The following is a 12,060-nucleotide window of genomic DNA, read 5'->3' on the forward strand; positions in this document are numbered from 1 at the left end:
CCAACCGACTTATGCACCATGGATTGCATGGGCAATCGATGCATCGAAGTCTCGCTGATCAGCCGCGGGGTCACGGCCACGGCCCGGCTCCTGGACGACCGCGCACCGGTCACCTGCGCCGCCGTCTGGGACGCCCTGCCGCTGTCCGGCGACGTCTACCACGCGAAGTACGCACGCAACGAGATCTACGCGCTCTTCCCGCCGTTCGCGGCGACGGAACCGCCCCTGGAGAACCCGACCGTCACGCCCGTCCCCGGCGACCTCTGCTACTTCTCCTTCGCCGGCACGGAGTTGGCCACGAAGGCCTACGGCTACGACCGCGAGGTGCGCGCCGGTACGACGGTGGTCGACCTGGCCCTCTTCTACGAGCGCAACAACCTGCTGCTCAACGGGGATGTGGGGTGGGTGCCCGGGATCGTGTGGGGGCAGGTGGTGGCGGGCCTGCCGGAACTGGCCGAGGCCTGCAACGACCTGTGGCGCAACGGCGCGGCGGGGGAGCGACTGGCGTTCCGCGCTGCCTGAGCCCGTACTTCCCTGCGTTGTTCCGCCGCGACGGCGCCAAGCCACGGCGGTGCTCTTCGGCGGTGCCGAGTTCGTCGTGGCCGCCGCGCTGCCGGTTCTTGTTTTCCGCCGCAGCGGTGCTAAGCCACGGTGGTGCTGTTCGGCGGTGCCGAGTTTGCCGTGGTTGCCGCGCTGCCGGTTCTTGTTTTCCGCCGCGACGGCGCCAAGCCACGGTGGTGCTGTTCGGCGGTGCCGAGTTCGTCGTGGCCGCCGCGCTGCCGGTTCTTGTTTTCCGCCGCGACGGCGCCAAGCCACGGTGGTGCTGTTCGGCGGTGCCGAGTTCGTCGTGGTCGCCGCGCTGCCGGTTCTTGTTTTCCGCCGCAGCGGTGCTAAGCCACGGTGGTGCTGTTCGGCGGTGCCGTTGCCACGCCCGCCTCGTACAGTGCGTGGGCCGCCCGCAGGACCAGGTCGTCGCGGTGGCGGGCGGCCACGATCTGGAGGCCCACCGGCAGTCCGTCGGTGTCTCTCCCCACCGGGACCGTCGCCGCCGGCTGCTGGGTGAGGTTGAACGGGTAGGTGAAGGGGGTCCAGCCTGTCCAGCGCCGGTGGCCGGACCCCGTCGGCACCTCCGGCCCCGCCTCGAACGCCGTGAGCGGCAGGGTCGGTGTCACCAGCAGGTCGTAGCGCTCGTGGAAGAGGCCCATCCGGCGGCCCAGGTCCATCCGGACGTCCACCGCCGCCAGATACTCCAGCGCGCTCAGCCGGGCCCCCTGCCCGCAGATCTCCCGCAGCCCCGGGTCCAGCAACTCCCGCTGCCCGGGGGAGAAACGCTGCGTCACCCGGGCGGCGCCCGCGAACCACAGCGCGTGGAACGCGTCCACCGGGTCGCTGAAGTCCGGGTCGGTCTCCTCGACGCGGGCCCCCAGCCCGGCCAGCCCGCTCACCGCCCCCCGTACCGCCGCCGCGACCGCCGGACGTACCGCCACCTGGCCGCCCAGGGAGGGCGAGAAGGCCACCCGGAGGCCGCGCACGCCTGCGGTCAGGGCCGCCGCGAAGGAGCCCGGGGCGGGACCGAGGGCCGACCAGTCCCGGGCGTCCGGGGCCCCGATCACGTCCAGCATCAGCGCCGCGTCGGCCGCGTCCCGGGCCATCGGGCCGACGTGGGACAGCGTGCCGAAGGCGCTCGCCGGATAGAGGGGGACACGGCCGTACGTCGGTTTCAGGCCGAAGATCCCGCAGAACGCGGCCGGGATGCGCACGCTGCCGCCGCCGTCCGTGCCCAGGGACAGCGGCCCGGCCCCCAGGGCGACGGCCGCCGCGCTGCCGCCGCTCGATCCGCCGGCGGTGCGCGAGGGGTCGTACGGGTTGCGGGTGACCCCGGTGAGCGGGGAGTCGGTCACGCCCTTCCAGCCGTACTCGGGGGTGGTCGTCTTCCCGACGAACACCGCGCCGTGCTCGCGGAGCCGGCCGACCGAGGGGGCGTCCTCGTCCCAACTCCCCGCCGCCGAGATCGTCTTCGAGCCGCGCAGGGTCGGGTGGCCGCGCATCAGGAGGATGTCCTTGACCGTCACCGGGACACCGTCGAGCAGGCCCTTCGGCTCGCCCCGCCGCCACCGCTCCTGCGCCGCCCGCGCCTGCGCCAGCGCGTCCTCCTCGGTGAGCCGGACGAAGGCGTTGACCTCCGGCTGGATCCGCGCCGCCCGCTCCAGGACCGCCCGCACCGCCTCCACCGGGCCGAACTCACCCTTGCGATAGCCGTCGAGGAGCCGCCGGGCGGTGAAGCCGATGAGATCGGTGCGGTCGGTGGGCTTCATGGGTCCCTCCCGAAGGGTCAGTGACCGGGCACGTATCCGCGCTTCTTGTCGACCACGTTCAGCAGAGATCTGCCCGCTGCCCACCGCTCGTACAACTCCACGAACTGAGTGCTCAGTTCGTCCCGCCAGCCGACCGTGTCCCCGCTCATGTGCGGGGAGACGACGAGACCCGGCACCTCCCACAAGGGGCTGTCGGCGGGCAGCGGCTCGGTCGCGAAGACGTCCAGGGCCGCGGCCGCGATCCAGCGCCGGTTCAGCGCCCGGACCAGAGCCTCCTCGTCGACCAGCTGGCCCCGGCCGACGTTGATGAAGCAGGCCGACGGCTGCATCACGCCGAAGCGGTGCGCGTCGAACATGCCGTACGTCTGCTCGGTCAGCGGGGCGGCCGCGATCACCCAGTCCGCGCGGGACATCAGCCGGTCCAGGTCGTCCGGGCCGTGGATACCGGTGCGCGGCACCCGGCCGACCAGGGCCGTGGTGATGCCGAGCGCCTTGAGAGTGCGGACGATCGCCCGGCCGATCGGTCCCGACCCGACCACGCACGCGCGCGTGCCGGCCACCCGGCGCCCCTCGCGGTGCCGCCAGGTCCGCTCCCGCTGGAGGTCGAGGGTCCGGGGCAGGTCCTTGGCGATCGCGAGGACCAGCGCGGCCACGTACTCGGCGATCGGCGCGTCGAAGACCCCGCGCGCGTTGGTGACGACCGTGTCGGACGCGGCCAGCTCCGGGCACATCAGATGGTCGACGCCCGCGCTCGCCGTGTGCACCCAGCGCGGCCGCCGTCCCTCGCCCGGCCAGGCCTCGCGGACGGCCTGCGAGGCGAAGTCCCAGACCAGGAGCACGTCGGCGGCCGGCAGCCGGGCCGCCAGGCCCGCCGCGTCCGTGTGCACGATCCGGGCGCGGCCGGTGAGCCGGCCCAGCCGCGGGGGCGGGTCGGCGTCGAGGACCAGCAGAGTGGGCACGGGCGGTGTCATTCGGGGTGGTCTCCCGGTGTCCGACAGCGTCTGACATGGGCGGACGGAACGTCTCAGAGGCACGGATTGACCACGCTGGCACCCGAACCTACCTTCGTCAACACGGGCGTATCCGTCGACCGTTGCCCCCTCGATCTCCAGCGTGAGGCCGGTGGCTTCCCATGGACGTCTCCTTTCTGGGCGGACCTCGCCCCCAGCGCGGCATCGGCGTGGTGGCGCCCTTCGACTTCGCGCTCGACCGCGAGCTGTGGCGCTGGGTGCCGGACGACGTGTCGCTGCACCTGACCAGGACGCCGTACGTGCCGGTCGAGGTCGGCCTCGACCTCGCCCGGCTGGTCAGCGAGCACGAGACCCTCGGCGAGGCGGTACGCGCGCTGACCGCGGTCGCGCCCGAGGTCGTCGCCTACGCCTGCACCTCCGGCAGCTTCGTCGGCGGCATCGCGGGCGAGCGCGCGATGTGCGAGGCGATGACCCGCTCGGGCGCGGTGCCCTCCCTCACCACCTCCGGGGCGCTCCTCGACGCGCTGACCGAGCTGGGCGTACGACGCCTGGCGCTGGTCACGCCGTACACCGTCTCGGTCACCCGGGTCCTTGAGGAGTACGTCGCGGAGGCGGGCGTACAGGTCGCCGGCTGCGCGTTCATGGGGCTGACCAGGCACATCTGGCAGGTGCCGTACCGGGACGTGGTCGCCATGGCCCGGCAGGCGGTACGGCCCGGGGCCGCCGACGCCCTGTTCATCTCCTGCACCAACCTCCCCACCTATGACGTCATCCCCCAGCTGGAGGCCGAGCTGCGCATCCCCGTCCTGTCCGCCAACCAGGTCACGATGTGGGCGGCGCTGCGCAGGCTGGGTACCCGGGCCGTCGGGCCTTATCAGGCGCTGGTCAATAAGATGGACATATCGGCGCATGAGTGGCCCGTACTGCCGGAAGAACAGCAGGAAGGGTGGACATGACATCGCTCGGACTCCTCTACCCCGGGCACTCCGCGGAGGACGACTACCCCCGTATCGAACAGCTCCTCGGCAGCGACATCCGGGTGGACGTCGTCCACACCGACATCGGCGAGGACGCGCACCGGGTGGACGCGCTGCGGGAGATGGGGACCGAGGAACGGCTGGCGGCCGGGGTGGCGGAGCTGCGGCTCGCGGGCGCCGACGCGGTGGTGTGGGCGTGCACCAGCGGGAGCTTCGTGTACGGCTGGGAGGGCGCCCAGCAGCAGGTCCGCGCGCTCGCCCGGGCGGCCGGGCTGCCGGCGTCGTCCACGTCCTTCGGGTTCGTGCACGCGGCGCGGGAGCTCGGGGTACGGCGGGTGGCGATCGGCGCGACCTACCCCGACGACGTGGCCGCCCTCTTCGCGGACTTCCTGCGGGCCGCGGGCCTGGAGGTGACCGGCGTGCGGTCCTCGGGGATCGTCACGGCGGCGGAGGTGGGGACGTGGGGGGAGGAGGAGGTCCTGACCCTGGCGCGGGCGGCCGACGCCGGGGAGGCCGAGGCGGTGCTCCTTCCGGACACGGCGCTGCACACGGCGGCGCACCTGTCCCTGCTGGAGAAGGCGCTGTCGAAGCCGGTGCTCACGGCGAACCAGGTGACCGTGTGGGAGGGGCTGAGGCTGGCGGACCGCCGGGTGAACGCTCCCGTACTGGGCACCCTGTTCACCCGCGAGCCGATCGTGCAGGCCTGACCGGGCGCGGCGGACCGCGCAGGCTCACGGCCGGCTCACGGCCGGCACGCGGCTGTCTCACGGCCGCCTTATGGCTGACGGACCGCGTCCAGCAGCTCCGGGCCGGACCACGAGCGGCGGCCGCCCGGGCGTTCGGCCTCGTGGACCAGGGCCGTGAGCCGTGCGTTCACCGGTGCCGTCAGGCCGTGCCGCTCCGCCAGGGCGACGACCTCGCCCTGGAGGCTGCCTATCTCCGTCGCCCGCCCGTGTTCCAGGTCGTCCCACATCGAGGACCGCGCGTGGGCGTCCACCCGGAGACCGGCCCCGGCGATGCGGCGGAACAGGGCGTCGGGCAGGCGCAGTATCCGGGGCATGAGCCCGGCCGGGACGGGGCCGAGCCGGGCCGGCCGGACTCCCGCCGCGGCGAAGGCCGCCAGTGCCTCCTCCTGGCACAGCGCGAGACACGTCCGGTACGGGCGGGCGCCCAGCTGGTCCCGCAGCGGCAGGCCGGACAGCGCGTTCACCGCGTTGTTGAGGTTCATCAGCAGCTTGGCGTGCTGCACCTGCCGCATGTCGGCGCGCGGCTCGACCGGCAGCCCGGCGGCCGTCAGTGCCGCCACGAGCGGTGCCGAGGCGGCGCCGGCGTCGAGCATCAGAGCCCCGCCCGTGCCCTGGTGGAAGGTGTCGGGGGCGATCCGCGCGACGTTGTACGGCACCATCCCCGCGAGCACGGTGACGCCCGGAAGCTCGTCCCGCAGCAGGCCGGCGTTGCGCAGCCCGTTCTGGAAGCTGACCACGACGGCGTCCGGGCGGAGCCGGCCGGCCAGTTCCCGTCCGGCCGGCACCGTGCCGGCGGACTTGACGGTGACCAGGACGCAGTCGGCGTCGGCGACCGCGTCCGGATCCGTCGTGAGCGTCAGTCGGTCCCGGGGGACGCGGACCGCCGGGCGGCCTCCGCCGCTGAGCGTGACCCCCTCGTGCAGCCCGTCCAGCACCGAGGGCCGCCCTATGAGTGTCACGTCCGCGTGCCGCGCGAGGTGGCCGCCGAGGTAGCAGCCGATGCTGCCCGCGCCGAACACCGCGATCCGCGGCCGCCGGTCGCCGCTGGGGTCAGGCATGTCAGCAGCGCTCCTGATCCGTAGTGGTTACCCGAAAGTAGGCGGGAATCGCCCGGGGATCAAGGGCCGGGCATGCCGGGAACGGGGCGGCCGGAATAACCGGAGACCTCCTCCTGTTACCGCCCCAGACAGCTAACGGTCGTACATCAGGAGGCTCTCACCGTGTCGGCAGACGAGATCCGGGGCATCACCCACGGGACCGCCCCCGTCCCCCTCTCCGTACTGGACCTGGTGACCGTCGGCACCGGCAGTACCGCCACCGACGCCCTGCGCACCAGCGCCTCGCTCGCGCGGCTCACCGAGGCGCGCGGGTTCCACCGGTACTGGGTCGCCGAGCACCACTCGATGCCCGGCGTGGCCTCCTCCTCGCCCGCCGTGATCCTCGCCAACCTCGCGGCCCACACGGAGCGGATCCGGCTCGGGTCGGGCGGCGTCATGCTGCCCAACCACGCCCCGCTCGTGATCGCGGAGCAGTTCGGCACCCTGGAGGCCCTGGCTCCCGGGCGGGTCGACCTCGGCCTCGGCCGGGCGCCGGGGACCGACGGGGCCACCGCCGCCGCCCTCCGTCGCACCCCGACCCTCAACGAGGGCGCCGACGACTTCCCGCAGCAGCTCGCCGAGCTGACCCGGTTCCTGGACGACGACTTCCCGGACGGGCATCCGTACCGGCGAATCCATGCCATCCCCGGGCCGATCCAGGCCACCACCCCCGGCGGTGTGCAGTCGCCGCACCGGCCGCCGGTCTGGCTGCTCGGTTCCTCCGGCTTCAGCGCCCGGCTCGCCGGCATGCTCGGGCTGCCGTTCGCCTTCGCGCACCACTTCTCCGCGCAGAACACCGTCCCGGCCCTCGACCTGTACCGGGAGTCCTTCAGCCCGTCCGCCGTGCTCGACGAGCCCTACGCCCTGATCGGCGTCTCCGTGCTCGCCGTGGACGAGGAGCGCGAGGCGCGGCGGCAGGTGCGGGCCGGCGCGGTGAACATGCTGCGCCTGCGCACCGGGCGGCCGGGTCTGTTCCCCGACCCCGACGACGTCGAGCAGCACGAGTTCTCCCCGATGGAGGAGGAGTTCGTGCACTCCTGGACCGCCAACATCGTGCACGGCACCGCCGAAGAGGTCCGCGCGGGCCTCGATGACCTGCAGAAGCGCACCGGCGCCGACGAGCTGATGCTCACCACGCACGCCCACCGCGGCGAGCTGCGCCTGCGCTCCTACGAACTGGTCGCCGACGCCTACGGTTTGCCGACCGGGGTGTCCGCGTAGGTCCGGGTGTCCAGCAGCTCGGAGATACGATCCGGCGTCACCGGCCGGGAGTAGAGCCACCCCTGGCCGGTGTCGCAGCCGATGTGGCGCAGGCGGGAGGCCTGCGCCGAGGTCTCGACGCACTCGGCGGTGACGGTGAGGCCGAGGCGGTGGGCCAGCTGGATCATCGCCTCGACGACGACCTCGTCCGCCGGGTTCGGCCGGTCGCCCGGGTCGTCGTACTGGAAGCCCCGGACGAAGGAGCCGTCCAGCTTGAGCACGGAGACCGGGAGCCGGCTGAGGTAGGCGAGGTTCGAGTAGCCGGTGCCGAAGTCGTCGATGGCGATGCGGACGCCCATGTCGCTGAGGGCCTGGAGGGCCTGGAGCGGACGCCCCGCCGAACCCATGACCGCCGACTCCGTCAGCTCCAGCTGGAGCAGGTGCGGGGCCAGGCCCGTCTCCGCCAGGGTCTCGGCCACGTCCGCGACCAGGTCGGAGTCCCAGACCTGGCGGACGGCCACGTTCACGCTGACGAAGATCGGCGGCTCGCCGGGGTGGTCCAGCTGCCAGCGGCGGGCCTGCCGGCAGGCGGTCGTCAGGGCCCAGCGGCCGAGCGGGACGATCGAGCCGTCCTCCTCCGCCAATCCGATGAACCGATTCGGCGTCAGTGTGCCGAACTGCGGGTGGTGCCAGCGGACCAGGGCCTCGACACCGCTGAGCCGGCCGTCCCCCATGCCCACCAGCGGCTGGTACTCAAGCACGAACTCGCCGCGTTCGATGGCCGGGCGGAGGGTGGAGGAGAGCGCCTGCCGGGTCACCAGGTGGGCGTTGCGCTCCGGGTCGAAGAGCGTCCAGCGGGACTTGCCGTCGGCCTTCGCCCAGTAGAGCGTCGTGTCGGCGGCCTGCATCAGGCCGGTGGCCGTGGTGCCGGCGGCGTGCCGCTCGACCACCCCGATCGACGCCGACAGCGACAGCCGCTGGCCGGCCAGGTCGAACGGCGCCTGAAGGGCGGCCAGCGCCGACTCGGCCAGGTCGGCCAGCTGTTCCGTGCCCGTCGAGTCCTCGACCAGCAGGGCGAACTCGTCCCCGCCGAGCCGGGCCACCAGCGGGGCGCCGGCCCGTGCGAAGCCGGCCTCGTCGGCGACCCGGGTCAGCCGTTCGGCGACGGCGGCCAGCAGACGGTCGCCGACCCGGTGGCCGAGGGTGTCGTTGACCGCCTTGAAGCCGTCGAGGTCCAGGTAGCACAGGCCGATCCGGCCGGTACCGCTCTGCTCGTACGACTCCGCCTCCAGCGCGGCCGACAGCCGCTCGAAGAACAGCGTGCGGTTGGGCAGCCGGGTCACCGGGTCGTGCATCTGCAAGTGCCGCAGCCGGGCCTGCAGTTCGCGGCGCTCGCTGATGTCGGAGACCGAGATCAGCACCCCGGGCGCCTCCCTGGCCAGCGGGGAGATGGTCACCTGGACCCATACCGAGTGCCCGTCGGGGTGCTTCAGCCGGCGGGTGCAGCGCAGCTTGGCCTGCCGGCCGCGCAGCACCTCGCGATAGGCGTGCCAGGTACGGGCGTCGGAGGCCAGGTCCACCAGGTCCGCGGCGACCCGCCCGGGCAGCCCGGCCGGATCGGCGCCGATCAGCGTGGCGAACGCCTCGTTGGCGGAGGTGACATGCCCTTCGCGGTCCACGACGGCCATGGGCAGTGCGGCCGCCGCGAACGCGTACTCGTAGGTCTTCGGTTCTGTCTTCTCGTACGACTTCCGGTAGGTATTGTCACTCTCTGTGACGGCGGACCGGTCGAGGTCTGCCGCGGGCGTCGGCCCTTCGGACGTTCCGCTCACCGCTCGCTCCCGCAGTGCACTCGATCTCTGTCCGTGCAGGAAAGTGTGCCGATCATAGATGCTGGCCCGAGGGCCTTCCAGCCACTGTCCAGTGTCCCTGATGAAGCGGCGATTCTGACAGATCGTTTCTGCCCGCACCTGGACGGGTTCTTGGGCCGTCCGACCGCATGTGACGTTCCGTGAGTGACTCGGGGTGTCGGCCGTTCGGGTCTGTGCGTGGTGAGCAGGGGGTTCCTCACCCTTCTGGTGCAGATAAACAGGTCATATGACGAAAAAGTCACACAGGCTGGGTGCGGTGTCCCGCGAACCGCCCCCGGAGGTCCTTCCGTGCCGCGTCTTCCGCTGCGCAGCTCCGCCGCCGTGTTCACCACGATGTCGGCGCTCGTCGCAACGACGATCCTGACCGGACCGTCGGCCGCCCAGCCGTTCTCCACGGCCCCCTGCGCCCTGCACCGCACCGACGCGCACCACTCCGAGGGCGTCGACACCTGGAACGCCGACTACACCCGCCCCACCCACCCGCTTTCGGCCGTGATGGTGTTCCTCTCCTTCCCGGACGCCGCCCCGCAGACCACGCCCGCGGAGCTCGCCGCCGACCACTTCCCGGCCACCAGCCGCTACTACGAGCAGGCCTCCTACGGGAAGTTCACCATCCGTCCGCACCCGCTGGCCCACTGGCTGCGGATGCCCCGGCCCTCGGTCGCCTACGGCATAAGGCGCGACTGGAGCGTCACGCTGCGGGCCGCCTACCTGCGGGACGCCTTCGCGGCGGCCGATCCCGAGGTCGACTTCGCGCGCTACGACGTCGTGTACTTCGTGGCCGACCCGGACGCGCCCGGCGTGGACTCCGACGCCACGAAGGTGGTGAACCTCGACACCCCGGTGCACGTCGACGGCACCGACGTCCGCCGGGTCGTCACCGTCTTCGAGAAGCACCCGCCGGACCGGCTGGTTCTCGCCCATGAGACCGGGCATGTCTTCGACCTCCCCGACCTCTACCACCGCCCCGTGGACGGCAAGGGCGACTGGGACACGTACGTCGGCGACTGGGACCTGATGGGCAGCCAGTTCGGGCTGTCCCCGGACTTCTTCGCCTGGCACAAGTGGAAGCTGGGATGGCTGGATCCGCGCCAGGTGGTGTGCGTCCGGGGGGCCGGGCCGACCCGGCTGACCCTGGAGCCGCTGTCCGCCGGGCCGGGGGTGCCGGCACAGGGTGCCGCGGGCGCCCCGGCCTTCGGGCTCGGCGACGGCACCAAGCTGGCGCTGGTGCGCACCGGGCCCGACGCCGTGCTGGCCTTCGAGGCGCGCGGCGCGTCCGGCAACGACATCGCGGCCTGCCGGCAGGGCATCCTCGTCTACCGGATCCGCGACGAGACGGCCTCCGGCAGCGGCCCGATCGAGGTGATCGACGCCCACCCGCGCACCGAGGCCTGCTGGGAGAACTCGGTCTACCCGCCGCTGGCCGACGCCCCGGTCGCCCTCGGCGAGAGTTTCACCGTGCCGGGGGACGGTGTGCAGGTGGCGGTGGAGGGGCGGACGGCGTCCGGCGCCTGGAACGTGAAGATCACGCCGGGGCAGCCGGACTGAACCCTGCCGGGGCGCCACTGACGGAAAGGCGAAAGGCCAAGCTCACAGGAGCTTGGCCTTTCACCTACTTCGCGTGCGCCGCCAGGGACTCGAACCCCGGACCCGCTGATTAAGAGTCAGCTGCTCTAACCAACTGAGCTAGCGGCGCCTGCTGACGTCGTAGACCTTAGCATCCTGATCGGCGGGAGGAAAAATCGATATGCGAACGGTCGAGCGGGCCGCGCGGACGGCCGCCCAGAGCAGGATTTCCGGGCCGGGGAGCCACGGGTGCCGGGTGTCCGGGGCGACCATCCAGCGGGCGCCGGCCGGGGCGGGGGAGGGGGCGGCGCCCGGCGCCGGGACGGTCACCGCGTCGCCGGTGCCGTGGCACAGCAGCGGCGGTACGGCCTGGCCGCGACCGCCCCACTCCTCCCAGCCCAGCAGCGACGGCAGCCGGGCGGCGGTGCCGGGGGCGGCGAACAGGAGCATCCGGCCCCGGTACACCGCGACCGGCCCGGACCCCGGCCCCTCGTCCCACAGCCGGTCCAGCATGCGGCGGCCGAACAGCGCCGGGGCGTTCACCACGTCGAACGCGGTGCCGCAGGGCAGGACGACCGGGGCGTCCGGCCGCTCCGCCCAGAGGGCGAGCGTGCTGCGCGGATACGTTCCTGCCGAGGCCAGCCAGGCGGCTCCGTCGGAGGTGACCCCGGCCGCGTCGCCCGGGCCGCCGGGGAGGGTCTCGTACGGTGTGCTGCTCATGGGGCATTGATACCCCGGGTGAGCACCCGCTCTCCCTGAGTTGCGGGAAACCGGGACGGGGCGGGGCGGAAGGGCGTATCTTGCCCGCCCGGCATATGCCATCCGCTAGATCTGCTCGGGCCCCTGGCCTTCCCTCCCCGTCAGCAGATCCCGGCCGAACTCGACCATCTTCTTCGCGTAGTCCTCGGTCCACCCGGCGCGCTCGGCGATGTCCGCCGGGGTCAGACGGTCGAAGCGGCGCGGGTCGGCGAGCTGGGCGGCCGCCATGGCCTGGAACTCCACCGCCCGGTCGGTGGCCACCCGGAACGCCTGCGTCAGCTCCGTCGCACGGGCCAGCAGCACCCCGGGGTCGTCGACCGACTCCAGGCCGAAGAAGTGCTCCGGGTCGGCGACCGCTTCCACAGGCTCGAAGAGCAGGGGCGCGGGGCGTAGCCGCGGTTCGTTCCGACGCGGCGTGGGCTCCGCCATGTCTGGTCCTCCTCGTACGGTGTCGATGACTGAGGTCCGATGACCACCGTCCATTCTCCCGCGCCCGCGCAAGGGGACCCTCAGGCCGATGGCTGACTCTGCGCTCGGCCAGGTGGGTGGTGCCAGGCA

The 12,060-nt window shown here is 72.8% G+C and carries 11 protein-coding genes and 1 tRNA gene; 5 read left to right on the forward strand and 7 right to left on the reverse strand.

Going from position 1 to position 12,060, the window contains the following annotated elements; all coding sequences use genetic code 11:
* Positions 1–27 precede the first annotated feature (27 nt).
* On the forward strand, positions 28–522 hold the full coding sequence (locus SSP29_RS36105; protein WP_167450074.1) for a DUF3830 family protein: 495 nt from the start codon (positions 28–30) through the stop codon (positions 520–522).
* 368 nt (positions 523–890) lie between these two features.
* On the opposite strand, the gene SSP29_RS36110 is transcribed toward SSP29_RS36105, so the two are convergent.
* Together SSP29_RS36110 and SSP29_RS36115 are read right to left on the reverse strand one after the other, a co-directional pair.
* A complete protein-coding gene (locus tag SSP29_RS36110) occupies positions 891–2,315 on the reverse strand; it encodes an amidase (RefSeq protein WP_089105137.1) in 1,425 nt (474 codons plus the stop codon).
* Between the two features lie 17 nt (positions 2,316–2,332).
* On the reverse strand, positions 2,333–3,286 hold the full coding sequence (locus SSP29_RS36115) for a D-2-hydroxyacid dehydrogenase (protein WP_089105138.1): 954 nt from the start codon (positions 3,284–3,286) through the stop codon (positions 2,333–2,335).
* Positions 3,287–3,447: 161 nt separating this feature from the next.
* On the opposite strand from SSP29_RS36115, the gene SSP29_RS36120 reads away from it, so the two are divergent.
* Both SSP29_RS36120 and SSP29_RS36125 read left to right on the forward strand, forming a co-directional pair.
* A complete protein-coding gene (locus SSP29_RS36120) occupies positions 3,448–4,242 on the forward strand; it encodes a maleate cis-trans isomerase family protein (RefSeq protein WP_089105139.1) in 795 nt (264 codons plus the stop codon).
* Positions 4,239–4,970, forward strand: a complete 732-nt coding sequence (locus tag SSP29_RS36125; RefSeq protein WP_089105140.1) for a maleate cis-trans isomerase family protein — start codon at positions 4,239–4,241, stop codon at positions 4,968–4,970. Before SSP29_RS36120 ends, SSP29_RS36125 begins: the two co-directional genes overlap by 4 nt.
* A 68-nt stretch (positions 4,971–5,038) precedes the next feature.
* Here the strand turns inward: SSP29_RS36125 and SSP29_RS36130 are convergent, their stop codons facing one another.
* Positions 5,039–6,067: a 2-dehydropantoate 2-reductase gene (locus tag SSP29_RS36130; protein ID WP_089105141.1), complete on the reverse strand. Its 1,029-nt coding sequence runs from the start codon at positions 6,065–6,067 to the stop codon at positions 5,039–5,041.
* Positions 6,068–6,229: 162 nt separating this feature from the next.
* Here SSP29_RS36130 and SSP29_RS36135 point away from each other — a divergent pair, with 162 nt between their 5' ends.
* The gene (locus SSP29_RS36135; protein ID WP_089105142.1) at positions 6,230–7,327 is read left to right on the forward strand and encodes an LLM class flavin-dependent oxidoreductase; all 1,098 of its coding nucleotides are present in this window, start codon (positions 6,230–6,232) and stop codon (positions 7,325–7,327) included.
* Here SSP29_RS36135 and SSP29_RS36140 read toward each other — a convergent pair.
* The gene (locus SSP29_RS36140; RefSeq protein WP_089105143.1) at positions 7,297–9,138 is read right to left on the reverse strand and encodes a putative bifunctional diguanylate cyclase/phosphodiesterase; all 1,842 of its coding nucleotides are present in this window, start codon (positions 9,136–9,138) and stop codon (positions 7,297–7,299) included. The two genes, SSP29_RS36135 and SSP29_RS36140, sit on opposite strands and share 31 nt — an antisense overlap.
* A gap of 372 nt (positions 9,139–9,510) precedes the next feature.
* On the opposite strand from SSP29_RS36140, the gene SSP29_RS36145 reads away from it, so the two are divergent.
* Positions 9,511–10,725 (forward strand): M6 family metalloprotease domain-containing protein, encoded by a 1,215-nt coding sequence (locus SSP29_RS36145; protein WP_089105354.1) that lies wholly within the window; start codon positions 9,511–9,513, stop codon positions 10,723–10,725.
* Between the two features lie 74 nt (positions 10,726–10,799).
* Here SSP29_RS36145 and SSP29_RS36150 read toward each other — a convergent pair.
* From SSP29_RS36150 to SSP29_RS36160, 3 genes are all read right to left on the reverse strand, one after another.
* Positions 10,800–10,873: transfer RNA gene (locus SSP29_RS36150), tRNA-Lys, on the reverse strand.
* Positions 10,864–11,463, reverse strand: coding sequence for a bifunctional DNA primase/polymerase (locus tag SSP29_RS36155; RefSeq protein ID WP_089105144.1), 600 nt, complete (start codon positions 11,461–11,463; stop codon positions 10,864–10,866). The genes SSP29_RS36150 and SSP29_RS36155 overlap by 10 nt, the downstream gene beginning before the upstream one ends.
* 105 nt (positions 11,464–11,568) lie before the next feature.
* Positions 11,569–11,931 (reverse strand): DUF8844 domain-containing protein, encoded by a 363-nt coding sequence (locus tag SSP29_RS36160; protein WP_089105145.1) that lies wholly within the window; start codon positions 11,929–11,931, stop codon positions 11,569–11,571.
* Between the last annotated feature and the right edge of the window lie 129 nt (positions 11,932–12,060).

This window comes from Streptomyces hyaluromycini (genome assembly GCF_002217755.1).
Taxonomy (GTDB): domain Bacteria; phylum Actinomycetota; class Actinomycetes; order Streptomycetales; family Streptomycetaceae; genus Streptomyces; species Streptomyces hyaluromycini.

Bases quoted from the DNA above. Each gene is read 5' to 3' on its own strand.
- SSP29_RS36105 (WP_167450074.1), top strand. From the start codon at position 28: ATGGGCAATCGATGCATCGAAGTCTCGCTGATCAGCCGCGGGGTCACG.
- SSP29_RS36110 (WP_089105137.1), bottom strand. From the start codon at position 2,315: ATGAAGCCCACCGACCGCACCGATCTCATCGGCTTCACCGCCCGGCGG.
- SSP29_RS36115 (WP_089105138.1), bottom strand. From the start codon at position 3,286: ATGACACCGCCCGTGCCCACTCTGCTGGTCCTCGACGCCGACCCGCCC.
- SSP29_RS36120 (WP_089105139.1), top strand. From the start codon at position 3,448: ATGGACGTCTCCTTTCTGGGCGGACCTCGCCCCCAGCGCGGCATCGGC.
- SSP29_RS36125 (WP_089105140.1), top strand. From the start codon at position 4,239: ATGACATCGCTCGGACTCCTCTACCCCGGGCACTCCGCGGAGGACGAC.
- SSP29_RS36130 (WP_089105141.1), bottom strand. From the start codon at position 6,067: ATGCCTGACCCCAGCGGCGACCGGCGGCCGCGGATCGCGGTGTTCGGC.
- SSP29_RS36145 (WP_089105354.1), top strand. From the start codon at position 9,511: ATGTCGGCGCTCGTCGCAACGACGATCCTGACCGGACCGTCGGCCGCC.
- SSP29_RS36155 (WP_089105144.1), bottom strand. From the start codon at position 11,463: ATGAGCAGCACACCGTACGAGACCCTCCCCGGCGGCCCGGGCGACGCG.
- SSP29_RS36160 (WP_089105145.1), bottom strand. From the start codon at position 11,931: ATGGCGGAGCCCACGCCGCGTCGGAACGAACCGCGGCTACGCCCCGCG.